This is a genomic window from Dietzia lutea (assembly GCF_003096075.1).
GTDB classification, from domain to species: Bacteria; Actinomycetota; Actinomycetes; order Mycobacteriales; family Mycobacteriaceae; genus Dietzia; species Dietzia lutea.
The window spans coordinates 2,128,810-2,152,719 of record NZ_CP015449.1; the positions used below are offsets into that span (position 1 = coordinate 2,128,810).

The following is a 23,910-nucleotide window of genomic DNA, read 5'->3' on the forward strand; positions in this document are numbered from 1 at the left end:
TGACCTGACCGGGTGACCCCCGGGCTCAGCCGAGCGTGGGGCGGACGGTCAGTTCGACCCGCGATCCGCCGCGGATGACCTCGACCGGGACGTCGACGTCCGCACCGGCGCGGCGGACGGCCACCACGAGTTCGTCGGACGACCGGACCCGGCGCTCCCCGACGCGGGTGACGACGTCACCCTCGCGGAGCCCGCCGGACTGGGCGGGCGAGCCCTCGCGTACGTTGACGATCTCCGCGCCCTCGACCGCGCCGTTGTCCGCCTTGCGGGCGTTGACCCCGATCGTCGCGTGCCGGACCGACCCCTCGGTCATGAGGGAGGTGGCGATGTCGCGGACGTCGTTGACGGGGATCGCGAAGCCGAGGCCGATGGATCCGCCGGACTGGGTGAAGATCGAGGTGTTGATCCCGATGACCGCTCCGGTGCTGTCGATGAGCGGCCCGCCGGAGTTGCCGGGGTTGATGGCGGCGTCGGTCTGGATAGCGTCGATCACCACGTCGCCGTCGGAGGTCGACTCCCCCAGCGCGATCGGCCGCCGGGTCGCGGAGACGATCCCCTCGGTGACCGTCCGCGCGAGCCCGAGCGGGGATCCGATCGCGATGACCTGCTCCCCCACCTGGACGTCTTCGGAGTCGCCGAGGGTGGCGACGGTGAGGTTCTGGACGTCCTCGACCTTGAGGACCGCGAGGTCCGTGGCGGGGTCGCGGCCGACCAGCTCCGCCGCGGCGCGGGAGCCGTCGGGGAAGATGACGTCGATGTCGGCGCGGTCGGCGGCACCGTCCATGGTGACGACGTGGTTGTTGGTGACGATGTAGCCCCGGGGGTCGATGACGATGCCGGAGCCTTCGCCGCGGGCCGACGGTGTGGAGACCTGGATGTTGACGACGGCGGGTTGGACGCGCCGTGCGACCTCGCCGACGGGATTGTCGGGGCGCAGGACGTTGTCGGGCGCGTCGGCGATGCGGACGGTCGAGGTGGTGAGGACGCGGGCGGAGTCGGCGACAACGGCGCCGATGGCGCCGCCGGCGAGGGCGACGACGGCGACGGCCGCGGTCGCCCCGGCCAGCGCCCGTCTGCTCAGTCGGCGCTCGAACAGTGCCTCGGACAGCGAGAGCCGGGCCGGCGGGGCCTCGTCCGCGCCCGACAGATCGACGGGACGCGGCTCTGGTGTGGCCGCCACGGCGGGCGCGCCGAGACCGACCGGGGCCTGCGGGTCACGCCAGGGGTCTGGTGTGCGCGGCGGCGGCGCGGCGGCCTCGTCCTGCCAGGCCGGATGACGTTCGATTCCCAGGGGGCTCTCCGGGCCGGGGCCGAAGGCCTGCGCCAGGGCGGGATCGGCGTCACGGACGATCGCCGGGCCCGCGCCGCTCACGGCGCCGGTGGCGGCCGCGGGGTCGAATCCACCGGAGACGCCGTCGGGGCGGGAGAACAGGGCGACGTCATCCGGGTCGACGGCCGGTCGGTGGATGGGTGCCGGCTCGCGCAGGGGGCGGTCCGGCTCCTCGTCGCGCCCCGTCGACCCGCGCACGCCATTCTGGTCCTCCACTCGGCCCACCCTAACGGCCGCGTCGCCGCAGCCGGCGAAGCAGCCTCGACCACGCGGTCCCGGACGTCTCCGCGGGAGCGGGCGTCCGGTCCCGGTCGTCGGTTCGGCCATGAGCGGCCGCAGTCAGGTCGTCCAGGTTCCGTAGTCGCTCGAGGAGCTCGCGGGGCATGTGGATGGGTCCCGAGCCTCGGAGCGCGTGGCGCGCCTCGCGCTGCCCCTCGACCTCGCGGCGGCAGTCGGCGCAGCGGGCGAGGTGGGCGTCCGCGCGGGACTGGCCGGCCTCGGGCAGGCGGCCGTCGACGTACGCGGCCGCGGCCTCGATGGAGAGGTGGTCGGTGGACAGGAAGTGCTCCCGCGCCCGCGGCGGCCCGGTCCGGCCGACCACCTCGCGCGCGGACGTCTGCGACAACCTGAACTCGGGCGCGGAGCCGCGCCCGTGACGATGTCGATCCACGCCACGCCCTCCCGACCGTCGTCCTGCGGGGCGGTAACCCACCCCGGTCTGCCTACGTCAACGCCCGGCACGGCTCCGCGGTTCCCGCGGTCGGACGCGGCGGGTCAGCTGGAACGCTGGTGCGCCCCGGTGACCCCGGCGGCCTCGAGCTCGGCGCGCAGGGCGGCGCGGCCGCGGTGGATACGGCTGCGGACGGTACCCATCTTCACTCCGAGGATGCGCCCGACCTCCTCGTAACTGAGATCCTCGATGTCGCTGAGGACGACGGCCGCCCGGTACTCCGGGGTCAGGTTGTCGAGCGCCGCCTGTAGGACGGGATCGAATGTCTCGTCCGACAGGACCTGCTCCGGACTCCGCTCGCGTCCGGGGACCCGTTCGGCGTCCTCGGGGAGGGTCTCGAAGCGGATGCGCGAGCGCCGCCGGGCCATGTCGAGGAAGAGGTTGGTGACGATCCGGTGCATCCATCCCTCGAAGGTCCCCGGCTTGTAGCGGTCGAGGGATCGGAAGACGCGGATGAACGCCTCCTGCGTGATGTCCTCCGCGTCATGGGCGTTGCCGCAGAGGCGGAACGCGAGGCGGTAGACCCGGTCGCCGTGCTGGGCGACCAGTTCGGACCACGTGGGCATGTCCGCCGCGTCGCCGGTCGTGTCGAATCGTGCGGTGCCTGCCGACTCGTCGGGGGCCACCGGGGCGATCGTCGTCCCGTGCACGGTTCGTGAGTACATGCGCTGCCGCCGCCTTCCGGCGCGGGGGATGTCCCCGCGCGGTGGTGGTTCGCGCCCTCGTGGCGCGACGTCCGACCACTGTCCCCTACCGGTCTGTCTTCCCGGTATACGCGTACTGAGATCGCGCTGAGAGTTCTATACCGATCCGGTCACCGCGCGTTGCTCGCCGCTGCGCCCGTCCGCGGCGATACGCTGCTCGGGTGTCCGATTCCACTGATCTCCCCGCCACCGACCGCTCCGGTACCGACGGGCTGGCGCACCGGAGCGCGGCCCTCGTCGACGACTCGCTCTACGCCCCGGCCCGCGCCGAGGCCGACGAACTGGGTGCCCACTCACCGGACGCCGCGACCGCGGAGACCATCCGGATGATCGCCCGGTTGAACGGCACCCGCGCCGCGGTGTGCATCACGCCGGCCCCCGGCGTTCCCGCACTCGCGATCCTCGCGGCCGCGGGTCAGGGTGCCGGGGCCGTGGTCACGTGCATCACCGAGGATCCGCACCACCTGGACGCCGCGCGGGCCGCGGTCCGCGGGGCGGGGCATCCCTCCTCCGCGGCGCGCTATATCGCGGCCCGCCCGCTGGAGGTCGCGGACAAGCTCGCCGACGGCGCGTACGACCTGGTGGTCGCGGACGTCCCCGCTCACTCGGTGACGCGCCTCATCTCGCGCTCGCATCAGCTGCTGCGCTCCGGAGGGGCGCTCGTGCTCATCGGCGAGCACGCGCCCCTGCCCGAGGACACGGTCATACCGGAGCACGCCCACGTCACACTCCTGCCGGTGGGCGTCGGGCTCACCGTCGTCACGCTCTGACCCGTCGCGCCGCCCGGCGATCAGCCCGGCAGGGACGTGACGATGTTCTTGGCGACGCTGACGACGCCGCCCGCGCTGATGGGGAACCGCTTCCGGTCGCGTTCGTGGTCGACACCGATGAGGTCCCCGTCGCCGATGTGGCAGTTCTTGTCGACGATCGCCTTGCGCACCACCGCGCCGCGGCCGATGCGGACGCCCGGCATGAGGACGCTGCCCTCGACCACGGCGCCGTCCTCGACGACCACGTTGTTGGACACGACCGAGTTGCGCACGGTGGCCGCGGAGATGATCGTGCCCGCCCCGACCATCGACTCCTGAGACATCCCGCCGTTGACGAACTTCGCCGGCGGCAGATTGTCCTGCTGGGTGCGGATGGGCCACCGGTCGTTGTAGAGGTTGAACACCGGGTGGACCGAGACGAGGTCCATGTGGGCGTCGTAGAACGCGTCGATGGTGCCGACGTCACGCCAGTAGCCGCGGTCGCGCTCGGTCTCGCCGGGCACGTCGTTGCGGGCGAAGTCGTAGACGTAGGCGCGCTCCTGCTCCACCAGGGCGGGGATGATGTCGCCGCCCATGTCGTGGGAGGAGTCGGGCTTCTCGGCGTCCGCCCTCAGTGCCTCGATGAGCGCGTCCGTGGTGAAGATGTAGTTGCCCATCGACGCGAAGGTCGCGTGCGGGTCGTCGGGGGTGCCGGGCGGGTCGGACGGCTTCTCCACCCAGCCGCGGATGATGTCGTCCTCGCCGGCGTCGATGCAGCCGAAGGCGAACGCCTCCTCGCGGGGGACGCGGATCCCGGCGACCGTCACCGCGGCGCCGGTGGCGATGTGGTGGTCGAGCATCTGGCGCGGGTCCATGCGGTACACGTGGTCGGCGCCGAAGACGACGATGTGGTCGGGCTTCTCGTCGTGGACCAGGTTCAGCGACTGCAGGATCGCGTCGGCCGAACCCGTGTACCAGCGGGGCCCGAGTCGCTGCTGGGCCGGCACGGGGGCCACGTACTCGCCGCCCATGCCCCGCATGTGCCACACCTGCGCGATGTGGCGGTCCAGGGAGTGGGACTTGTACTGGGTGAGGACGCAGATGCGCATGAACCCGGCGTTGACGAGATTGCTCAGCACGAAGTCGATGAGCCGGTAGGACCCGCCGAACGGCACGGCCGGCTTCGCGCGGTCCGCCGTGAGCGGGAAGAGTCGCTTGCCCTCGCCGCCGGCGAGGACGATTGCTAGGACATGCGGCTGATTCCTCACGACCCCACCGTATCGACTCCGCGCGACTCGTCACGGGGCAACGGGCGCTTTGGCCCCCGTCGCGCGCCCGGTGGTCACCTCGGCGACGGGCGGTGTTCACCGGGCACGCCTCGGGCGGGGGGCCGAGCGACTACCTTGGCCGGTGTGCGAGTAGCAATGATGACGAGGGAGTACCCGCCGGAGGTCTACGGTGGGGCCGGCGTGCACGTGACCGAACTGGTGGCGAGCCTGCGGCCGCTGTGCGACGTGGACGTGCTGTGCATGGGCGCGGACCGCGACACCGCCCGCGCGTTCCGCCCCGACCCGGAGCTGGGGCCGGACGCCAACCCCGCGATCCAGACCCTGTCCGCCGGTCTGCGGATGGCCGTCGCGGCCGAGGGGGCGGACCTCGTCCACTCCCACACCTGGTACGCCGGGCTCGCGGGGCATCTGGCCGGTCAGCTCTACGGCGTCCCCCACGTGGTGTCGGCGCACTCGCTCGAACCGAGCCGGCCGTGGAAGGCCGAGCAGCTCGGCGGCGGCTACCGGGTCTCATCGTGGTCGGAGCGCAACGCGTTCGCCCACGCCGACGCGGTGGTCGCGGTGAGCGCCCGGATGAAGGACGAGATCCTGCGTGTCTACCCCGAGGTCGAGCCGGACCGCATCCACGTGATCCTCAACGGCATCGACACCGCGGTGTGGGCACCCGTCGAGACGTTCTCCGGGGAGGACTCAGTACTGCGGCGGCACGGGGTCGACCCGGACCGGCCGATCGTGGCGTTCGTCGGGCGGATCACCCGGCAGAAGGGCGTGCCCCATCTCGTGCGGGCCGCCCGGGACTTCCGCCCGGACGCCCAGTTGGTGTTGTGCGCGGGCGCGCCGGACACCCCGGAGATCGCGGCCGAGATGGAGTCACTGGTGGCCGAGCTCAGGGCGGCGCGTGACGGCGTCTTCTGGCTGCGGGACATGTTGCCGCGCGAGGAGGTCATCGAAATCCTGTCCGCCGCGACGGTGTTCGCGTGCCCGTCGGTGTACGAGCCGCTGGGCATCGTCAACCTCGAGGCCATGGCGTGTGACACCGCCGTCGTGGCCTCCGACGTCGGTGGGATACCGGAGGTCGTCGTCGACGGCGAGACGGGCGTCCTCGTCCACTACGACGAGTCGGCGACCGAAGCGTTCGAGCGGGGGCTCGCGGAGGCGGTCAACGAGCTGATCGCGGACCCCGAGCGGGCGGCGCGGATGGGCCGGGCCGGCAAGGAACGGGCCGTGTCCCGGTTCTCGTGGCAGGCGATCGCCGAGCAGACACACCGGATGTACGCCTCGCTGCTGTAGCGCCCGCGAGCCGGCCTCGCCGTGCGCCCGCGCGCCGGAGCCACGCCGTGCACCCGCGCGCCGGGGTCGTCAGGACCAGCGGTCGCCGAGCGGCACGCGGTAGGAACGCACCTCGACGTGCAAGCGGACCGGCTGGTCGTCGGCGCCGAGGGCGGCCTCCAGCCGCGCCCGGTCGAGGTGCACGCCGCTGGGTCCCATGAGCGCGAGGTCGACGGCGACCGACGCCGGCACCTCGGTGCGTTGGTCGACGACGCGCACCGGGCCCGACTCGAAGGCGCCCGCCAGCTCGGAGTCCAGTCTCGCGGCCTTGTCCGGTGCCGGCTCGAGCAGTCCCCCGGCCGAACGCAACGGCTCGAGATGGCCCTCCCCCGGCACCGCGACGACCAGTGCCCCGCCCGGGCGCAGCACCCGCGCGAACTCCGGCGCATTGCGGGGCGCGAAGACCACCTGCACGAGGTCGACGCTGTCGTCCGCGAGCGGTAACCCGTCCCACGTGTCCGCGACCAACGCGGCCGCCGCGGGGTGCGCCCGGGCCAGCCGTCGGGCGGCCGCCGCGGAGATCTCCGTGCCGATCCCCACCACGTCCGCCCCCTCCCCGTCCCGGGCCCGGCTGACGGCGTCGAGGACCCCGGCGAGGTAGTGGCCGGTTCCCGCGCCCGCCTCGAGGACGACGCGGCGGGAGACGGGCTCGGCCGGGGCACCCGCCCCGTGCGCGGTGCGGTCGGGCGCACCCGCCCCGTGCGGGGCGCGGTCGGGCGCACCCGCCCCGTGCGGGGACGACTGCGGGACTCCGGCGCCGAGGGAGTCGCGGGCCACCGCCGCCAGCGCGTCGAGGACCCCGTCGAAGAGCCCCGTCGACAGCACCCGGTCGCGGGCCGCGACCTGGTCGGCGGTGTCCCCGGGGAAGCGCCGGCCCCGGGGGCCGAAGAGGCTGAGGTACCCCTGGCGGGCCCGGTCGAACGGATGCCCGGACCCACACGTGACGCCCTTGTCGGTCGCCCGCATCGCCTCCCCGCAGAGCGGGCAGCGCAGCAGGGGGACGATCCGTTCGAGGGCGGGTCCGGGAATCACGCGCGCGGTCGATCCGCGAGGTCGCGGAGCAACCCGAGCAGCGTGCGGGTGGCGAAGCCCGTCGCGACGGGCCCGACCTCGTCGATCTCCTCGGGCGAGCGGGCCGGCCCGGCGATGTCGAGGTGCGCCCACGGGCGACCGTCGACGAAGCCCTCGAGGAAGAGCGCCGCGGTGATGGCGCCCGGTCCCTTCGGCGCCTGGCGACGGTCGGCGATGTCGGAGCGGACCGCCGAGCGTAGGTCGTCGGGCAGCGGCAGCCGCCACCACCGCTCCCCCGCCCGCGCCCCCGCTGCGGCGACGCGGTCGGCGAGGTCGTCGTCGGTGGCCATGACCGCACCCGTCCGCATCCCCAACGCCACCTTCATCGCACCGGTGAGCGTCGCGACGTCGACCACCACCTCGGGGTCGCACTCGGCGATCCCGTGAGCCAGCGCGTCGGCCAGGACCATCCGGCCCTCCGCGTCGGTGTTGGTGACCTCGGAGGTCGTCCCGCCCACATGGGTGACGACGTCCCCCGGTCGGTAGGCGGAGCCGGAGATCATGTTCTCCGCCGACGGCACCACCACCGTGAGGTCCACCCCCGCGTACGCGGGTGCGGTGTCCGCGCAGAACGCCTCCGCCGCCGCCACGACGGCCGCCGAACCCGCCATGTCGGTCCGCATGAGGTGCATCCCGTCAGCCGGCTTCACCGAGATCCCACCCGTGTCGAACGTGATGCCCTTGCCCACGAGCAGCACCCGCGGACCCGGGCCGGGACGGCGGGCCACCAGGACGGCCGGCGGGTTGGCAGAGCCACCGCCCACCGCGAGCACCCCGCCGAACCCGCCCTCGACGAGGTCGTCACCCGAGAGGACGTCCGTGCGCATTCCCGCGGCGCGCAGCGCCCCGGCCATCCGGCCCACCAGCCACTCCGGCGTCTTCAGGTCCGAGGGGGCGCCGGCGAGATCGCGGGCCGTGGCCGTCGCCCGCGCGGCCTCCACGGCCGCCGCCACCTCACGAGAGACGCGCTCCTCGTCGTCGTCGCCCCTTCCCGGTCCCGCGGCGACCACCACGACGAGTTCCGGCGCCACCGGCGCGGGGTCGGCGGCGAAGACGTCCTGGCCGCGCGCCCCCAACAGGTAGCCCAGGACCACGTCCGCCACCCGGTCGGTCGGGACCTCCCCGGGCACCGTGACCGCCACCGGCTCGACGGACCGGGCCTCGCGGAGGTGCCGCGCCAACGCCGCACCCGCGCGGCGATGCCCCAGCCCGTGGTCGACGGCGCCCGACCAGCCCGCGCGCGGCATGGACCCGTCGACCTCCACCTCGAGCGCGGCACGCCCGTCACGGACGGTCACACGGACCTCCCGGGCCAGGCCGCGCGTCACCCGACCGGCCTCCGGACGACGCACCACGACGGGCTGCGCGGACGCGGGGACCTCGCCGGACGCGACGCGGACCGCGGGCAGGGGACGGCTGGGGACATCGGACATCGGCGGAACCTTCCGGTGACATGAGTCGGCGCACCCGCCACGAGGGTCGGATGCGCCGGCATCGGTGGGACGATCGATCAAGAGGTGGCCTGCGTCAGCTCCTCGCCGAGCGACTTGGCCTCATCGGGGGTCAGTTCGACGACCAGTCGACCGCCGCCCTCGAGAGGGACGCGCATGACGATCCCGCGGCCCTCCTTGGCCGCCTCCATCGGTCCGTCACCGGTCCTGGGCTTCATAGCCGCCATCAGGTCGATTCCCTTCGTCCTAGTCCGCGGGGCGCGCCCTGCCGGGCGCCCGTGCCCACGATCGGTACTGCTCCAGTGGATACAACCGATTCTAGCGCGTCCGGCCCGACTCGGACGTCGTAGCAGAACGACCGTCCGCACCATGCGCACCATCCGCGCCGCCGTCCGCCCCGACGGGCGCCCCGTCACCGGCGGCGGTCTCCCCGAGCCGCGCCCGCAGCCGGTCGATCTCCAGCGCGGCCTGCTCCAGGGTCCAGTCGACCTCGGCCATCGTGTACCCGCGCGCGGACACCCCGAGGCGCACCGCCCGGATGTCGTCCCCGGACAGCGGGCCCCGCGGCAGACGGGTGACGGTGTGGCCCGCCTCGAGGGGGGGTAGCAGCTCCGAGCGTCCGAACACCAGCAGCGACAGCGCGAACAGGCCCGCGGCCACGATCAGCGTCACGACCACGTAGACAACGATGGTGAGCATCGCGCTCCCCTCCTGTAATGACGACCGCCGCGCCCAGTCTCCCACACGGCTCAGGCCAGACCGCGGACCGTCCGCGCAGGTCGGCGGGTGCCCACGATCGACGCGACCATCTCCAGCGCGCGCAGCGTGCCCGGCACGTCGTGCGTGCGGAACACCCGTGCGCCAAGGTAGGCGGCGACCGAGGTGGCAGCCAGCGTGCCCTCCGCGCGATCGTCGACCCCGGCGTCCAGGGTCTCGCCGATGAAGTCCTTGTTGCTCAGCGCCATGAGGACCGGGTGGCCCACCGCCACGATCTCGTCCATCCGCCTGAGCAGCTCGAGCCCGTGGAAGGTGTTCTTGCCGAAATCGTGTGTCGGGTCGATGAGGACACCGTCCGCCGGCACCCCGGCGGCCAGCGCGCGCTCGGCCGCGGACGTGAGCTCCTCGACGACGTCACGGACCACGTCGGCGTACCCCACGCGGAACGGGCGCGTACGCGGCACCGCGCCGCCCGTGTGCGAACACACGAAGCCCGCCCCGGCCTCCCCGGCCGCGATGAGCACCCCGGGGTCGTGGCCCGCCCACGTGTCGTTGACGAGGTCCGCCCCGGACGCGATCGCACGCCGCGCCACCTCACCGCGCCACGTGTCCACCGAGATGAGCACCTCCGGGTATCGTCCGCGCACCGCCTCGACGAACGGCACGACCCGGCGGGTCTCCTCCTCGGAGTCGACGAGATCCCCCGGCCCGGCCTTGACGCCGCCGATGTCGAGCACGTCGGCGCCCGCCGCCACGACCTCGTCGACGCGGCGCATCGCCGCCGAGTCGGTGAACGTCGCGCCGCGGTCGTAGAACGAGTCGGGCGTGCGGTTGACGATCGCCATGACCAGGGGACGGTCCACCGGCACCGGCCGACCGCACAGGGTCGGCGCCGCGACCGGCCGCGGCGCGGGGCCGGGCGCTTCACCGGGCGGGGTTCCGGGCGCTTGACCGGACGGTGCGCCGGGCGCGGTCACCTGCGTCCTCCACAGGCGTCGAGAGCGGCGTCGAGATCCTCGCGCACCACGAGGCACTCCAGCGCCTCCGGCTTGACCAGCCCGGCTTCCGCCAGCCCGTCGACCCAGTCGAGCAGCGGACGGTAGAAGCCGATGGGGTCGTAGAGCACGACCGGCTTGTAGTGGAACCCCAGCGAGGCCGAGGTCCACATCTCGAACATCTCCTCCATGGTCCCGATCCCCCCGGGCAGGGTGAGGAACGCGTCGGAGCGCTCCTCCATCTCCCGCTTGCGTTCCCGCATGGTGGTGACGACGACGAGCTCGTCGGCCGCCGTGTCGGCGACCTCCCGCACCCGCAGGCCCTCGGGGATCACACCGACCGTCCGGGCGCCGCCCGCGCGAGCCGCCTCGGCCAGCGCGCCCATCATGGAGACGTTGCCGCCGCCCGAGACCAGCGACCAACCCCGACGGGCGATCGCCTCACCGACCTCGGTCGCGATCTCCAACAGACGCCGGTCGTAGGTCGAGGACGCGCAGTAGACGCACACCCGACGGTTCGGGACAGGCGCCATCAGCGCGCGACCCCCCGGTGCTCCTCGCCGATGAGGTCCTCCCGCTGCTCGGACGTCAGCGCGGCCCGGTGGTGCGCCTCGCGGATGAACTCCACCGCCTCGGGCACCGAGTCGGTCACGAGGAACAGCTCGAGGTCGGACGCCGAGATCATCCCCTGTTCGGCCAGCGTGCCGCGGATCCAGTCCACCAGCGGGGACCAGAAGTCCACGCCCAACAACACGATCGGGAACCGGGTGATCTTGTCCGTCTGGACCAGGGTGATGGCCTCGAAGAACTCGTCGAGGGTGCCGAACCCACCCGGCGTACACACGAACGCCTGCGTGTACTTGACGAACATCGTCTTGCGGATGAAGAAGTACCGGAAGTGCAGACCGAGGTCGACCCACCGGTTCATGCCCTGCTCGTGGGGCAGCTCGATACCCAGACCGACCGACTCCCCGTCGGCCTCCCACGCGCCCTTGTTGGCCGCCTCCATCTGTCCCGGACCGCCGCCGGTCACCACCGCGTAGCCGGCCTCGGACAGCGCGCGGCCCAGTTCCACCGCCTGCTCATAGGCGGGGTCGCCGGGCCGGGTACGGGCCGAACCGAACACGCTGACCGCGTCCCTCAGCTCCGCCAGGGCGCCGAAGCCGTTGACGAACTCGCTCTGGATCCGCAGGACCCGCCACGGGTCGGTGTGTAGCCAGTCGGTGTCCTGGTTCTTGTCCAGCAGTCGCTGGTCGGTGGTCGTGCGCCCGCCGTCCTTCTCTCGACGGACGAGGACGGGTCCGCGCATGTGGACCGGGTCGTTGGGGGCCATTGGCCGTGTCTCCTTCTGTGGTCTGGTGTGTCTCGGGCGGGGCGCGGGGGCCCGGGCTCGGGCGGGCCCCTCGCCGTCTCAGCCCGAGGTGGTGAGGTAGTCGCGCAGCGTCCGGGTCACCTCGGTGATCTGGACGGCGGGACAGTGCTCATCGCGCTTGTGCGCCAGTCCGGGGTCGCCGGGGCCGAGATTGACCGCCGGGATCCCCAGCGCGGCGAACCGGGACACGTCGGTCCAGCCGTACTTGGCGCGGACCCGCCCGCCGGCCGCGCGGACGAGGTCCGCCGCGGCGGGGGCGCTCAGGCCGGGCAGCGCGCCCGGCGACAGGTCGGTCAGCTCCCAGTACAGTCCCGGCTCGGCCGGCGGGACCTCGCCGGTCTCCACCTGCGGCAGCCCGGCGAGTCCGAGGGCGTCGAGCGCGTGCGCGAGGGCGGCGTCCGTGTCCCGGTCCGGGGCCGAACGGAAGTTGACGTCGAGCCACGCCTCGTCCGGCACGGTGTTGCCGGCGACGCCCGCCGACATCCGCACCGCCTGCAACCCCTCGCGGTAGACGCAGCCGTCGATGTCCACCGACCGGGCTTCGTAGGCGGCGAGTACGGAGAGCACCGGCGCGAGGCGGTGCACCGCGTTGTCGCCCAGCCAGCTACGCGCCGAGTGCGCGCGCACGCCGCGGGCGTGGACGCGGATCCGCAGGGTCCCCTGACACCCGGCCTCGATCAGTCCGCCGGTGGGCTCACCGAGGATAGCGACGTCCCCGCCGAGCCAGTCACGGTGGCTGCGTTCGAGGTGACCGAGGCCGTTGGCCGTCGCCTCGATCTCCTCGCAGTCGTAGAGCACGAGGGTGAGGTCGTAGGCCAGGTCCTTGCTGTCCGCCAGTAGCGCGAACAGGTGGAGGAACACTGCGTCACCGGATTTCATGTCGACCGTCCCGCAGCCGTGCAGGACCTGCTCGTCGGCCTCACCGGTGACGCGGCACGGGACGTTGTCGGCGAGCGGCACCGTGTCGAGGTGCCCGGCCAGCACGACCCGGGTCGGCAGACCGCGTCGGGTCCGGGCGAGGACCCGGTTGCCGTCGCGGATCACCTCCGTCCGCCCCGCGGCCGGGCCGGTGTAGGCCGCGACTGTCGACTCGAGCGCGGCGTGCACGGCCGTGGCGATCGAGTCCTCCTGCCGCGAGGGGCTGGGGATGTCGACCAGGGCGCGGGTGAGGTCGACCGGGTCGGCGGTCAGATCGAGGGCGGCGGTCACGGTCTCCACCCTAGTTGCCCGGGCCCGGTGCGCGACTCGACCGTGACCGGTGTGCGTCCGGGCGGACCGCTAGCATCGGGGCCATGAGTGCACATGGAGCCGTGGCCACCGGAATCGCCACCCTGACGTCCGACCACACCGTCCTCGACGTGTGGTACCCCGAACCGGAGCTGGGCGCCGCCTCCTCGAGCGGTCACACTGTCCTGTCCGGCGACGAGGTACCCGCCGAGCTCGCGTCTCTGACCGGGCCGGACGAGGACCGCGGCGTCGAGCGGGTGGCCGTGCGGGTCGAGATCTCCGATCTCACGCAGCCGCCGGCGGACGCCTACGACGCCTACCTGCGCCTGCACCTGATCAGCCATCGCCTCATCCGGCCGCACTTCGCCAACATGGACGGCCTGTTCGGCAAGCTGACCAACGTCGTGTGGACGAACTTCGGACCCTGCGCCGTCCCGGGCTTCGAGCTGGTCCGGGCCAGGCTCCGCGCCCGCGGCCCGGTGACCGTCTACGGAGTGGACAAGTTCCCGCGCATGGTGGACTACGTGGTCCCGTCGGGCGTGCGGATCGCCGACGCCGACCGCGTGCGCCTCGGCGCGCACCTGGCCGAGGGCACCACCGTCATGCACGAGGGGTTCGTCAACTTCAACGCCGGCACGCTGGGCGCGTCGATGGTCGAGGGCCGCATCTCCGCGGGCGTCGTCGTCGGTGCGGACTCCGATGTCGGCGGCGGGGCCTCCATCATGGGCACCCTGTCCGGGGGCGGCAAGGAGACCATCTCGATCGGCGAGCGTTGCCTCCTCGGCGCCAACTCGGGCGTCGGCATCTCGCTCGGCGACGACTGCGTGGTCGAGGCCGGCCTGTACGTCACCGCCGGCACCAAGGTGGACGTCCGCGCCGGAGCCTGGGCGGAGCGCGAGCCGGTCAAGGCCGGGCAGCTGTCCGGGATGGACAACCTGCTGTTCCGCCGCAACTCCGTCTCCGGCGCGGTCGAGGCCGTGCCGTGGAAGCGCGAGGGCGTCGAACTCAACGCGGACCTGCACGCCAACGACTGAGGCCCGTCCCGCAACGAGAAGACAGTTCCGCACACCCCCACTCGGGCGATGTGTGCGGAACTGTCTTCTCGATGTGCTGTGGATGGACGCGGGGCCGGGCCAGGCGGACGGGGCCGGGCCAGGCGGACGGGGCCGGGCCAGGCGGGTCAGGCCAGTCGGCGCACGGCCTCGTCGACGGTCGCGTCGGTGGCGGTGAGCGCGATGCGCACGTGCCGCGCACCGGCGGGACCGTAGAACTCGCCCGGTGCCACCAGCACGCCGCGCTCGGCGAACCAGTCCACCGTGTCCCGGCCGGGCTCGTCGCGGGTCGCCCACAGGTAGAGCCCGGCCTCGGAGTGGTCGATCCGGAAGCCGGCGGCCTCCACGGCGGGCCGCAGACGCGTCCGACGCGCCCGGTACCGCTCGCGCTGCTCGGCCTCGTGGGCGTCGTCGGTCAGGGCGGCCGCCATCGCGGACTGCACCGGCAGCGGCATCATCAGCCCGGAATGCTTGCGCACCGCGAGCAGTTCGGCCACCAGAGCGGCATCGCCGGCGACGAACCCGGCCCGGTAGGACGCCAGGTTGGAAGTCTTTGACAGCGAGTGCAGCGCCAGCAGGCCGGTGTGGTCGCCCTCGCACACGCGCGGGTCGAGGATCGAGGGCGCCTCCCCCTCCCACACCAGGCCGAGGTAGCACTCGTCGGACGCGACGATCACGCCGCGCTCGCGGGCCCAGCCCACGACCTTGCGCAGATGGTCCACGCCGAGGACCTTGCCGCTCGGGTTGGACGGCGAGCTGAGGTACAGCAGCGTCGGCGCCGACGGCCCGAGTTGCGTGAGCGAGTCGGCGCGCACGACCGTGGCCCCGGCCAGCAGGGCGCCCACCTCGTAGGTCGGGTAGGCGACCTCCGGCACGACGACCGTGTGACCCGGTCCCAGGCCGAGCTGTGCGGGTAGCCCGGCGATGAGCTCCTTGGTGCCGATCGCGGGCAGGACGGCGTCGGTCGTCAGGGCGGTGACGCCGTAGCGCCGTGCGAGGGCGCCCACGGCGGCCTGCCGCAGTGCGGGCGTGCCGACGGTCGTGGGATACCCGGGTTCGGCCGCGTCGGCGGCGAGTGCCTCGCGGATGACCGGGGCGACCGGGTCGACGGGCGTGCCGACCGTGAGGTCGACGAGCCCGTCGGGGTGGGCCGCCGCGCGTGAGCGCGCGTCGGCGAGGGTGTCCCAGGGGAACACCGGGAGCGCGCGCCCGGGCGGTCGACGCTCCGGGCGCGACACCACCGGGTTCACTCCTGGTTCATGGGCGGGAGCGCCTTGACGAACGGCACGTCGTAGTCGACCTTGCCGACCTTGGCCGCGCCGCCCGGCGAGCCCAGCTCGACGAAGAAGTCGGCGTTGGCGGCGTTGTACTCGGTCCACTCGTCCGGGACGTCGTCCTCGTAGAAGATGGCCTCCACGGGACAGACCGGCTCACACGCGCCGCAGTCGACACACTCGTCGGGATGGATGTACAGCATCCGTCCACCCTCGTAGATGCAGTCGACCGGACACTCCTCGACGCAGGACTTGTCCATCACATCGACGCACGGCTCTGCGATCGTGTAGGTCACGTCAGCCACCTTCCTCGTAGCGGTATGGCCAGCATCGTATGCCACGACACACTCCGACGCCGAAGCCGCCCCGCACGCGCTCCCGACTATGTGACGACCGTCACTCCGACGGGGTGCGGCGCGGACCCGTACACGGTGTCGCGACGGCGGGCCGGGCGGCCGATCCCGGTGGCGATCTCCTCGATTTCCTCCGGCGACTTGGCCGAGCCGTTCTCCGCCCCCGCCATCCGCGAGATGGTCTCCTCCATGAGCGTGCCGCCCAGGTCGTCGGCGCCCGACCGCAGCATCGTCCGCGTGCCCGCGACACCGAGCTTGACCCAGCTGGTCTGCACATGGTCGATCGCGCCGTGCAGCATGATCCGGGCCAGCGCGTGCACCGCCACGTTCTCCTCGCGGGTCGGCCCGGGTCGGGCGGCCCCGGCCAGGTAGAGCGGCGCGCTGCGGTGCACGAACGGCAGGGGCACGAACTCGGTGAACCCGCCGGTGCGCTCCTGGATGCCGCGCAGGGTGCGCAGGTGGGCCACCCAGTGGCGGGGGGTGTCGACGTGGCCGTACATCATGGTCGAGCTCGACCTCAGGCCCACCTCGTGCGCGGTGGTGACGATGTCGATCCACTCGGCGGCGGGCAGCTTGCCCTTGGTGAGCACCCAGCGGACCTCGTCGTCCAGGATCTCCGCGGCGGTGCCGGGGATGGTGTCCAGTCCGGCGGCCCGCAGCTCGGTGAGCCACTCGCGCACGCCGACGCCGGAGCGCGAGGCGCCGTTGGAGATCTCCATGGGGCTGAAGGCGTGCACGTGCATCGACGGCACGCGCTCCTTGACCGCGCGGACGAGGTCCGCGTAGCCGGACACGGGCAGGTCGGGGTCGATCCCGCCCTGCATGCACACCTCGGACGCCCCGGTGACGTACGCCTCGTACGCCCGGTCGGCGACCTCGGCCGCGGAGAGCGAGAAGGCGTCCGCGTCACCCTTGCGCTGGGCGAACGCGCAGAACCGGCAGCCGGTGTAGCAGATGTTGGAGAAGTTGATGTTCCGGTTGACCACGTAGGTGACGGTCTCCCCCACCACGTCGGCGCGGATCCGGTCGGCCAACCCGGCCACCGCCGCGAGGCCGTCCCCCGTGGCGGTGGCCAGCGCGAGGTACTGCTCGTCGGTGAGACCGGCCGGGTCCGCCTCCGCCGCCCGCAGCGCCGCGAGAACCTCCGAGTCCGCCCGCTCGGGGGTCAGGGCCGCCGCCCCCAGCTCCGCGGCGCGGGCCCGGATGACGTCCCAGTTGCCGAAGGCCTCGCCGATATCGGACCGGGTGTCCGTGTTGCGGCCCTCGGAGTCGATCGCGGTGTGCAGATCGGTCCGTCCGCTCGAGTCCCAGTCGTCGTCGGGCTCCTGCCAGGGCCGCCCCTGAGGTTGCACCACCTCGTCGTCGTCCCCCACCCCGGCCAGCCCCGTGACCGGGTCCGCCAGGGCGCGGACGTGGCCCGCCACCCTCGGGTCGATCCACGCGTCGCCCGCGCCGACGTAGCGCGGATGCGCGGTGAGGCGCTCGGTGAGCGTCCACCCGCGCGCGGCGAGATCGGCGGTGAGCTCGTCCAGGTGAGGCCACGGCCGTTCGGGGTTGACGTGGTCGGGGGTCAGCGGCGAGATGCCCCCCAGGTCGTCCACACCGGCGTCGACGAGCGCCAGCACCTCGTCCCGGTCCACGAGGTTGGGCGGCGCCTGCACGGCCACGCGCGGCCCCAACACGAGACGCGCGACGGCGATCGCGGCGAGGAACTCGTCCCGGTCGGCGTCGTCGGCCGAGCGCATGGCCGTGTCGGGCTTGGCGCGGAAGTTCTGGACGATCACCTCCTGCAGGTGCCCGAACTCGCGCGCGAGCCCGGCCAGCGCCAGCAGGCTCTCGGCGCGCTCGGTGCGGTTCTCCCCGATCCCCACGAGGATTCCCGAGGTGAAGGGCACCGCGAGACGCCCGGCGTCGGTGAGGGTCCGCAGCCGCACGGCCGGGTCCTTGTCGGGGCTGCCGTGGTGGGCGGCGCCCGGGGTGGTGAACAGTCGGGTCGCGGTGGTCTCGAGCATCATGCCCATGGACGGCGCGACGGGCTTGAGCCGGGACAGCTCCGCCCAGCTCATGACGCCCGGGTTGAGGTGCGGGAGCAGGCCGGTCTCCTCAAGCACGCGGATCGCCATGGCGCGCACGTAGTCCAGCGTGGAGGAGAAGCCGCGCGACTCGAGCCACTCGCGCGCCTCGGGCCACCGGTCCTCGGGCCGGTCCCCCAGCGTGAACAGCGCCTCCTTGCAGCCGGCCTCGGCGCCGCGGCGGCACAACTCGACGACCTCGTCGGGGTCGAGGAACATGCCGTGGCCGGCCGCGCGGAGCCTGCCCGGCACGGTGACGAACGTGCAGTAGTGACACCGGTCCCGACACAGGCGGGTGAGCGGGACGAAGACCTTGCGCGAATAGGTCACCACGCCGGGGCGCCCCTCGTCGACGAGGCGCGCGTCCCGGCGGGCGGCGGCCAGGGACATCAGGCGGTCCAGGTCCTCGCCCCGCGCGGCCAGCAGCACGGCGGCCTCGGTCACGTCGAGCGTGAGGCCGTCGGAGGCGCGGCGCAGGGCGCGGCGCATGGCCGACGGCGTGGGCTGGGGATCGGCGGGCGGCACGGCGGGATCCATACCCGCGATGATGCCCCACCGCGGCGGCGGCGCGAGCGGAGCGGTGCTCCAACGGTGGTCACGGGCTTACCGGCGCCCGGCTGGCGTTACTGTTGTCGCCATGCCCGATCACGCAGTGCCCCTCCGCACGAACGGGGACCCCCTCGTCTCCTCCGCGGCGCCCGGCCAGGGGGGCGCCCACGCGCTCCGCGAGCCCCGTCCGGCCGGCGACGGTGGCTCCCCCGGCGCCGCGCCGGATGCCGGTGACGCCCTGCTCACCTCCAACCGGGTGCTGGTGACCGCGCCGCGGCACCGTATCGAGAAGCGCACCGCGTTGCTGTTCGTCATCGAGGGGATCTGGTCGTGGGCCGTCCTCGCGGGCCTACAGATCGCCTGGTTCTACTGGGGTGACAACGTCATGGGCTTCTGGAACTGGGTCGCCCTGGGCGTGACGGTGCCGTTCGCGTTCATGGGCATCGTCGTGGCGCCGTGGTGGCGCTACCTGGTCGCGCGGTGGGACGTGTCCGACACGGCGGTGTGCTCGCGTCAGGGGTGGTGGACCACCCAGTTCCGCATCGCCCCGCTGGCGCGTCTGCAGACCGTGTACACCACGCGGACGCTGTTCGAGCGGTGGTTCGGCCTCGCGACGGTCAACGCGTCCACCGCCTCCGCGCAGGGGACGGTGCAGATCCGCGGCCTGAACCTCGCGGACGCCGAGGCGTTGGCGCAGCACCTCATCGCGATCGCCAACCTGGACGCGGGGGACGGGACGTGAGCGGGTCGGTGACCGCGCCCGGCGCGGGGGGACGTCCTGACGGCGACGACGACGAGGTCCGCTCCACCGTCGACACCGCCACCGCCCCGGAGGCGGGGCCGGCGGAGGAGGTCCTGGCGGCCGACGAACCCGCGGTGGCGGAGAAGGTCGACCCGGAGGCGCCGTGGGAGCGCCTGTCGTGGCGGATGCTGCTCGTCTATCCCCTCGGGATGCTCACCCGGCTCCTGCCGCTGTTCCTCATCTCGCTGTGGCTGGGCTCCAACCGGAGCAACTACTGGTTCGAGATCGTCATCGTCTCGATGGTGATCCTCGGCGGCGTGCTGCGATGGCTCTCGACCAGTTACCAGGTGGGCAGCACGCACATCATCCTGCGCAAGGGCTTCTTCAGCCGCCAGGTGGTCACGGTGGCCCGGCAGCGCATCCGCAGCGTGGACACCGAGTCCGACCTGTTCCACCGGGTCCTGAGGGTCTCGATCGTGGAGGTCGGCACGGGTCGTTCGGATTCGGGCAAGTCCGACGCCGAGCGGTTCCGCCTCGACGCGATCGACACCGCGCTCGTGGAGCCGCTGCGCGACGAGCTGCTCAAGCACCGGCGTGCGCTGGACCCCTCCCTCTCCGAGGAGGACGAGGTCCAGTGGGGGTCGAAGTACGGCGAGGACATCGCGCGGTGGAAGGTCACCTGGGCCCGGTTCGCGCCGTTCTCCTTCATCGGTTTCGGCGTCCTGTTCTCCCTGTGGCTCATCACGTGGCAGATGGGCGACATGCACGACCGGATCATGGACCTCGCGGTGGTCGAGGGCACCATCGCCTGGCTGGACTCGCTGGGGCAGCCGTGGGCGTCCGTGGGCAAGTGCGTCGCCATCTGGGCGGTGGCCGGGGTGCTGGCGATCATCACCTACGCGATCCGCTACGGCAAATACGCGCTCACCGACCACGGCCAGCTGCTCTACGTGCAGAACGGCGTCCTGCGCCGTAAGCACCAGGCGCTGGACAAGGCCCGCCTGCGCGGCGTGGAGATGCGCCTGCCGGTGTACCTGCGGATGCTCGGCGGCGGTCGGCTCGAGCCGATCATGACGGGCACCAAGAAGGGCGCCACGGCGTCCACGCTGCTGCCGCAGGCGCCGATCAAGGACGTGCGCCGCGTGGCTATCCGCATCCTCGGGGACTCGACGCCGGTGACCGTCCCGCTGCGTCGCCACCCGTGGAAGGCGGTCCGGCGGCGCATCACCCGCGGCCTGCTGCCGTTCTGGATCGTCGCGGGGCTGATCGTGCTCGTCCGGATCGACTCCGGTCCGTCCGCCGACATCTGGGTGGAGTGGGGCATCCCGGCCGCGCTGGTGTTCTTGCTGCTGCTGGCGGCGGACCGCATCCGCATGCTCGGGCACGCGCTGCTGCCGGGGATGCTGGTGAGCTCGCACGGGTCGTGGTCCGCCAAGCGGACGGTCCTCGAGGCCGACGGGATCATCGGCTGGACCGTCACCCAGTCGGTATTCCAGCGTTCGGCGGGCGTGGCGACGGTGGCGGCGGCGACCCCGGCCGGCAACGGCGTCTACTCGGTGATGGACATCGACGCCGACGAGGCGTGGGCGCTGGCCGAGGCGCTGACGCCGGGCATCACCGACGTCTGGCACCACGACGCCGACCCGGGCGGCCGGGTGTCACCGTCGCTGGGGGTCCGGCGCGGGTGAGACCCCCAGGGTGGCCACCCACAGCGGGATGAGGCCGCCGAAGACCAGCAGCGCCAGTCCGCGCAGGCCGACGGGCACCGGCATGTCGCCGCCCGGGCCCAGGTCGAGCGCGATGAGCGTGAGGATCCACACCAGGGCGGGGAACGCCGCGACGATCTTCCGGTCCGACCACGCCGAGGCGACGCGGACGAGGAACAGGGACCAGGCGCCGGCCGCCAGCACGCTGACGGGCATCGGCACGGGGCCCAGGTACATCGTCAGCCAGGCCGAGGCCAGCACGCAGCTGGCCCCCGCGCCGATCGCCAGGAGCACCAGGGCGATCCCGAACTCGACCGCCGAGGCGGGCCGGGCCGGACGGGCCGGGTCGGTGGCCGTGGGCACGGCGACAGCACCGGCCGCACCGGCCGCGGCGGTCACGACGCGTCTCCGCGGAGGCCGTCGAACAGGTGGGCGGAGCCCAGCTGGCACTTGACGTACGCCCCGTCATCACCGGACCGATCGTGGGCGATGTACCACTCCACCTGCGGCACGGACTGCAGCACACCGTTGGTCAGGGCGAGGAACCACGGCTCCCCCTCCGGCCCGGGCACGAGCTCGAGCTGGGTGGCGTGCCCGGTGAGGGCCTCCAGCTTGGCGGCGTAGTCCGCGTCGTCCAGCGGGACGCGGTGGGTGAGGCGCGAGTCCGGCACGGACGGCAGTTCGTCCGGTTCGGCGTGACGGAGGTGGGCGGGCGGCTCGGGGTGCGTGCGGTCGAGCTCGGAGCGTGCGGTGACGGTCCACGCCACGCGGTCGGGCCGGTGGGCGGACTCCTCGATCGCGGCGTGCACCACCTCGTGGGCCCGGATGTGGTCCGGGTGTCCGTACCCGCCACGGGGGTCGTAGGTCACCACGAGGTGGGGCCGGAAGTCGTCGAGGACCGCCACCAGCTCGGCGACGGCCTCGTCACCGGACCGGACGAACGCGCGCGGGTGGTCGGCCGACGGCGTGCCCGCCATCCCCGAGTCCCGCCAGCGGCCGGCCCCGCCGAGGAACCGGGTGCGGTCCACGCCGAGTGCGCGCAGCGCGATCCCGAGTTCCCCGATCCGGTACCCGCCCAGTTGGTCGGCGCGGTCGGCGACGAGCCCGGACAACGCGTCTCCGATGACCTCCCCCTCCTCGCCGAGGGTGCAGGTGATCACGCGGACCTCGGCGCCGGCCGCGACCAGCGCGGCGATCGTGCCGCCGGTGGTGATCGCCTCGTCGTCGGGATGGGCGTGCACGAACAGGGCGCGCAGCCCGTTCGCGGCCGGGGTCGCGGGCGTCGGGGTCATCCGGTCCTCCTCCAGGTGGGTGCGGTGTCGAAGACGTCGGTGACCGGCCGCGCGGCCTGAGCCCCGCCGCCGACGGGGTCGGCGCCGGGCCCGCTCACGTCTACCCCCTCGGTGGCCAGCAGCAGGGTGGGGCGCACGAGCGGCACCCGCAGCGCCAGATCGGCGACGAGTTCCCCCGCCGCGACCAGATCGGGTGCGGGCGTCGGACCCGCCGTGCCCCCGCCGGACACGCCCAACGCGCGGTCGAGCGCGGGATCGCAGATCCCGGAGACGTCGGAGGCGCGGGCGGTGGCGTCCCGGCCGATCGTCCGGGACGGGGTGGTCGGGGTGGTGCTGGTCGCGCCGGCGCTCGCGCTCGTGTCGGTGGTGCGGCGCCGGGGGCTCCGACCGGTGTCCGGCTCGGGCGGGGTCAGGCTCGGCACGGTCGTGCGGGGCCGGGCCGGTGTCGTGGTCGCCCCCTCCGACTCCGCCGCCGATCCGGACGCGGATGCGGACGTCCCCGATCCCGGTCGGGTCGCGGTCGGGGCGCAGGCGAAGCGTGAGACGGCGACGAGCTCCGGCTCGCCGTCGGTGCTCTGCCAGCCCACGACGGCGTCGACCAGGCCGTGCGGCAACGCGTCGGCGTGCAGGGCCGTTGACCCGAGTTCCCACACCCGGGTACCGATCCCGGCGCCGCGCAGCTGATCGGCGACGGTGTACGCGGCGGTCACAGCGCGGTCGTCGGTGGCGTCGACGCCGAGCGTGAGGGAGAGCGGGACACCGTCGCGCTGCCAGCGCGGACCGGTCAGGGCGAAACCGGCTCCCGTCAGCGCGCGTTCGGTCAGCGCGGGATCGGCGGTCGTGGTGGCGGCGGACCCGGCCGGGAACGGATGGGACGTCACCTCGGGCCGCGCCTCCCCCGTGACGATCCGTCCGACCACCTGCGGGTCGAGCGCCGCGGCGACGGCGCGACGGACCGCGGGGTCGGTCACGGTCGGGGCGACGGAGTTGAACGCCAACTCGAGCTGGGCGGTGGCGGCCAGCGGCGTGCCCGCCGCCCCGGGGACGGTCTCGGAGACGTCCGTGGCAACCGGCGTCGCGGGGACCAGGGCCATCGACCCCGGACCGTCACGCAGGGCCGCTCCGAGCTGGCCGGGGCCGGTCGCGCGGCGGACGACGATCTGCTCGATCTCCGGCGCCCCGGCCCAGTAGCGGTCGTTGCGGACGAACTCGATCTCACCACGGCCGATGTCCGCGGCACGGATCATGAACGGCCCCGCGCTCATCACCGGCAGCGCCTCCATCGAGCCCTGGAACCCGTCGGGGGCGCCCCTGAGGATGTGCGCGGGCAGCAGGTGCTGGAAGAGCGACCGCCAGTGCGCGGGTACGGACTCGAAGACGACGTCGACGACCTTCCCGCCGGCGCCGGAGCGTACGTCGACGATCCGCTCGTAGCCGGCGGGGTCGACGACGCCGGGCTGACCGGTCATCTGCCGCCACAGGTACTCGAAGTCCTCGGCGGCCACGGGGACGCCGTCGGACCACTGGGCCTGCTGGTCGATGGTGTAGCGGATGGTCTCCGGGGCGTCCGCCAGCGGCGCCGCGGACAGCAGCAGGTCGCGGTTGAGGACGGACTCGCCGTCGACGCCGGAGACGAACGCGCTGGGGAGCAACAGCGAGGCGACGAGGTCGGTGTCCACGCCCTGGTCGGCGAGGAGGTGGGGGTTGAAACCCTCCTCGACGCGGTCGAGCGCGAGGAGAATGCCGCCGTCCGTGAGGCTGACGGTGGTGCCGTCGGTGCGGTCGTCACCCACGACCGTCGGGGGTGGGGGGTCGGCGACGCACCCGGCGACGACGACGAGGGCGAGCGCGGCACCCAGCGTGGCAGATGCCCGCCGGCGCGCCGACGCCCCCTTCGCCGTCACCG

At 73.3% G+C, this 23,910-nt stretch carries 23 protein-coding genes; 5 read left to right on the forward strand and 18 right to left on the reverse strand.

The annotated features are described in order from the left end of the window. Positions 1 to 25 precede the first annotated feature (25 nt). From A6035_RS09695 to sigE, 3 genes are all read right to left on the reverse strand, one after another. Positions 26 to 1,546 (reverse strand): S1C family serine protease, encoded by a 1,521-nt coding sequence (locus A6035_RS09695; protein ID WP_244192405.1) that lies wholly within the window; start codon positions 1,544 to 1,546, stop codon positions 26 to 28. Between the two features lie 10 nt (positions 1,547 to 1,556). Further along, positions 1,557 to 2,000, reverse strand: coding sequence for an anti-sigma factor family protein (locus A6035_RS09700; protein ID WP_108847619.1), 444 nt, complete (start codon positions 1,998 to 2,000; stop codon positions 1,557 to 1,559). 104 nt (positions 2,001 to 2,104) lie between these two features. Then, the gene (sigE, locus tag A6035_RS09705) at positions 2,105 to 2,725 is read right to left on the reverse strand and encodes an RNA polymerase sigma factor SigE (protein ID WP_108847620.1); all 621 of its coding nucleotides are present in this window, start codon (positions 2,723 to 2,725) and stop codon (positions 2,105 to 2,107) included. A 200-nt stretch (positions 2,726 to 2,925) separates the two neighbouring features. Here sigE and A6035_RS09710 point away from each other — a divergent pair, with 200 nt between their 5' ends. Then, complete coding sequence (locus A6035_RS09710) at positions 2,926 to 3,534, forward strand: O-methyltransferase (protein WP_108847621.1); 609 nt, start codon at positions 2,926 to 2,928, stop codon at positions 3,532 to 3,534. A 20-nt stretch (positions 3,535 to 3,554) separates the two neighbouring features. On the opposite strand, the gene glgC is transcribed toward A6035_RS09710, so the two are convergent. Further along, a complete protein-coding gene (glgC, locus tag A6035_RS09715) occupies positions 3,555 to 4,781 on the reverse strand; it encodes a glucose-1-phosphate adenylyltransferase (RefSeq protein WP_108847622.1) in 1,227 nt (408 codons plus the stop codon). Positions 4,782 to 4,925: 144 nt separating this feature from the next. Here glgC and glgA point away from each other — a divergent pair, with 144 nt between their 5' ends. After that, positions 4,926 to 6,092 carry a glycogen synthase gene (glgA, locus tag A6035_RS09720; protein ID WP_162533994.1) on the forward strand — a complete coding sequence of 389 codons (1,167 nt, stop codon included), beginning with the start codon at positions 4,926 to 4,928 and terminating at the stop codon, positions 6,090 to 6,092. Positions 6,093 to 6,161: 69 nt separating this feature from the next. Here the strand turns inward: glgA and A6035_RS19160 are convergent, their stop codons facing one another. The 8 genes from A6035_RS19160 to dapE all read right to left on the reverse strand — a co-directional run bounded on the left by A6035_RS19160 (position 6,162) and on the right by dapE (position 12,946). After that, the gene (locus A6035_RS19160) at positions 6,162 to 7,163 is read right to left on the reverse strand and encodes a putative RNA methyltransferase (RefSeq protein WP_279629894.1); all 1,002 of its coding nucleotides are present in this window, start codon (positions 7,161 to 7,163) and stop codon (positions 6,162 to 6,164) included. Further along, complete coding sequence (locus tag A6035_RS09730) at positions 7,160 to 8,635, reverse strand: leucyl aminopeptidase family protein (protein WP_108847624.1); 1,476 nt, start codon at positions 8,633 to 8,635, stop codon at positions 7,160 to 7,162. The genes A6035_RS19160 and A6035_RS09730 overlap by 4 nt, the downstream gene beginning before the upstream one ends. Before the next feature lie 77 nt (positions 8,636 to 8,712). Further along, entirely contained in the window at positions 8,713 to 8,880 is a 168-nt protein-coding gene (locus tag A6035_RS09735; RefSeq protein WP_007629831.1) for a DUF3117 domain-containing protein, read from the reverse strand. A 91-nt stretch (positions 8,881 to 8,971) separates the two neighbouring features. Then, a complete protein-coding gene (locus A6035_RS09740; protein WP_108847625.1) occupies positions 8,972 to 9,352 on the reverse strand; it encodes a DivIVA domain-containing protein in 381 nt (126 codons plus the stop codon). A gap of 50 nt (positions 9,353 to 9,402) precedes the next feature. Next, entirely contained in the window at positions 9,403 to 10,215 is an 813-nt protein-coding gene (gene folP, locus A6035_RS09745; RefSeq protein WP_108849194.1) for a dihydropteroate synthase, read from the reverse strand. Positions 10,216 to 10,343: 128 nt separating this feature from the next. Next, positions 10,344 to 10,898, reverse strand: coding sequence for an LOG family protein (locus tag A6035_RS09750; protein ID WP_108847626.1), 555 nt, complete (start codon positions 10,896 to 10,898; stop codon positions 10,344 to 10,346). After that, complete coding sequence (locus tag A6035_RS09755) at positions 10,898 to 11,698, reverse strand: LOG family protein (RefSeq protein WP_108847627.1); 801 nt, start codon at positions 11,696 to 11,698, stop codon at positions 10,898 to 10,900. Before A6035_RS09755 ends, A6035_RS09750 begins: the two co-directional genes overlap by 1 nt. A 78-nt stretch (positions 11,699 to 11,776) precedes the next feature. Continuing rightward, positions 11,777 to 12,946 carry a succinyl-diaminopimelate desuccinylase gene (gene dapE / locus A6035_RS09760; protein ID WP_108849195.1) on the reverse strand — a complete coding sequence of 390 codons (1,170 nt, stop codon included), beginning with the start codon at positions 12,944 to 12,946 and terminating at the stop codon, positions 11,777 to 11,779. Between the two features lie 83 nt (positions 12,947 to 13,029). On the opposite strand from dapE, the gene dapD reads away from it, so the two are divergent. Continuing rightward, positions 13,030 to 13,998, forward strand: coding sequence for a 2,3,4,5-tetrahydropyridine-2,6-dicarboxylate N-succinyltransferase (gene dapD, locus A6035_RS09765; protein ID WP_108847628.1), 969 nt, complete (start codon positions 13,030 to 13,032; stop codon positions 13,996 to 13,998). A gap of 146 nt (positions 13,999 to 14,144) precedes the next feature. On the opposite strand, the gene dapC is transcribed toward dapD, so the two are convergent. The 3 genes from dapC to A6035_RS09780 all read right to left on the reverse strand — a co-directional run bounded on the left by dapC (position 14,145) and on the right by A6035_RS09780 (position 18,252). Further along, positions 14,145 to 15,257, reverse strand: coding sequence for a succinyldiaminopimelate transaminase (dapC, locus tag A6035_RS09770; protein ID WP_208635538.1), 1,113 nt, complete (start codon positions 15,255 to 15,257; stop codon positions 14,145 to 14,147). 5 nt (positions 15,258 to 15,262) lie between these two features. Further along, the gene (gene fdxA, locus A6035_RS09775) at positions 15,263 to 15,586 is read right to left on the reverse strand and encodes a ferredoxin (protein ID WP_063972054.1); all 324 of its coding nucleotides are present in this window, start codon (positions 15,584 to 15,586) and stop codon (positions 15,263 to 15,265) included. A gap of 86 nt (positions 15,587 to 15,672) precedes the next feature. Beyond that, the gene (locus A6035_RS09780; RefSeq protein WP_108847630.1) at positions 15,673 to 18,252 is read right to left on the reverse strand and encodes a bifunctional FO biosynthesis protein CofGH; all 2,580 of its coding nucleotides are present in this window, start codon (positions 18,250 to 18,252) and stop codon (positions 15,673 to 15,675) included. Between the two features lie 100 nt (positions 18,253 to 18,352). Between A6035_RS09780 and A6035_RS09785 the strand changes: the two genes are divergently transcribed. Both A6035_RS09785 and A6035_RS09790 read left to right on the forward strand, forming a co-directional pair. After that, the gene (locus A6035_RS09785) at positions 18,353 to 19,006 is read left to right on the forward strand and encodes a PH domain-containing protein (protein ID WP_108847631.1); all 654 of its coding nucleotides are present in this window, start codon (positions 18,353 to 18,355) and stop codon (positions 19,004 to 19,006) included. Further along, the gene (locus A6035_RS09790) at positions 19,003 to 20,694 is read left to right on the forward strand and encodes a PH domain-containing protein (protein ID WP_235026727.1); all 1,692 of its coding nucleotides are present in this window, start codon (positions 19,003 to 19,005) and stop codon (positions 20,692 to 20,694) included. Before A6035_RS09785 ends, A6035_RS09790 begins: the two co-directional genes overlap by 4 nt. Here the strand turns inward: A6035_RS09790 and A6035_RS09795 are convergent. The 3 genes from A6035_RS09795 to A6035_RS09805 are packed head-to-tail and all read right to left on the reverse strand — an operon-like array spanning position 20,665 to position 23,908. Then, on the reverse strand, positions 20,665 to 21,111 hold the full coding sequence (locus A6035_RS09795) for a hypothetical protein (RefSeq protein ID WP_235026728.1): 447 nt from the start codon (positions 21,109 to 21,111) through the stop codon (positions 20,665 to 20,667). The genes A6035_RS09790 and A6035_RS09795 overlap by 30 nt on opposite strands. Then, on the reverse strand, positions 21,108 to 22,004 hold the full coding sequence (gene mshB / locus A6035_RS09800) for an N-acetyl-1-D-myo-inositol-2-amino-2-deoxy-alpha-D-glucopyranoside deacetylase (RefSeq protein ID WP_108847632.1): 897 nt from the start codon (positions 22,002 to 22,004) through the stop codon (positions 21,108 to 21,110). Before mshB ends, A6035_RS09795 begins: the two co-directional genes overlap by 4 nt. Continuing rightward, the gene (locus A6035_RS09805) at positions 22,001 to 23,908 is read right to left on the reverse strand and encodes an ABC transporter substrate-binding protein (RefSeq protein ID WP_108847633.1); all 1,908 of its coding nucleotides are present in this window, start codon (positions 23,906 to 23,908) and stop codon (positions 22,001 to 22,003) included. Before A6035_RS09805 ends, mshB begins: the two co-directional genes overlap by 4 nt. Between the last annotated feature and the right edge of the window lie 2 nt (positions 23,909 to 23,910).

What these genes read in the sequence shown, in the direction of transcription:
- A6035_RS09750 (WP_108847626.1), bottom strand. Translation starts at nt 10,898, where the DNA reads ATGGCGCCTGTCCCGAACCGTCGGGTGTGCGTCTACTGCGCGTCCTCG.
- A6035_RS09730 (WP_108847624.1), bottom strand. Translation starts at nt 8,635, where the DNA reads ATGTCCGATGTCCCCAGCCGTCCCCTGCCCGCGGTCCGCGTCGCGTCC.
- A6035_RS09780 (WP_108847630.1), bottom strand. Translation starts at nt 18,252, where the DNA reads ATGGATCCCGCCGTGCCGCCCGCCGATCCCCAGCCCACGCCGTCGGCC.
- A6035_RS09735 (WP_007629831.1), bottom strand. Translation starts at nt 8,880, where the DNA reads ATGGCGGCTATGAAGCCCAGGACCGGTGACGGACCGATGGAGGCGGCC.
- sigE (WP_108847620.1), bottom strand. Translation starts at nt 2,725, where the DNA reads ATGTACTCACGAACCGTGCACGGGACGACGATCGCCCCGGTGGCCCCC.
- dapD (WP_108847628.1), top strand. Translation starts at nt 13,030, where the DNA reads ATGAGTGCACATGGAGCCGTGGCCACCGGAATCGCCACCCTGACGTCC.
- A6035_RS09740 (WP_108847625.1), bottom strand. Translation starts at nt 9,352, where the DNA reads ATGCTCACCATCGTTGTCTACGTGGTCGTGACGCTGATCGTGGCCGCG.
- A6035_RS09755 (WP_108847627.1), bottom strand. Translation starts at nt 11,698, where the DNA reads ATGGCCCCCAACGACCCGGTCCACATGCGCGGACCCGTCCTCGTCCGT.
- folP (WP_108849194.1), bottom strand. Translation starts at nt 10,215, where the DNA reads ATGGCGATCGTCAACCGCACGCCCGACTCGTTCTACGACCGCGGCGCG.
- mshB (WP_108847632.1), bottom strand. Translation starts at nt 22,004, where the DNA reads ATGACCCCGACGCCCGCGACCCCGGCCGCGAACGGGCTGCGCGCCCTG.
- A6035_RS09785 (WP_108847631.1), top strand. Translation starts at nt 18,353, where the DNA reads ATGCCCGATCACGCAGTGCCCCTCCGCACGAACGGGGACCCCCTCGTC.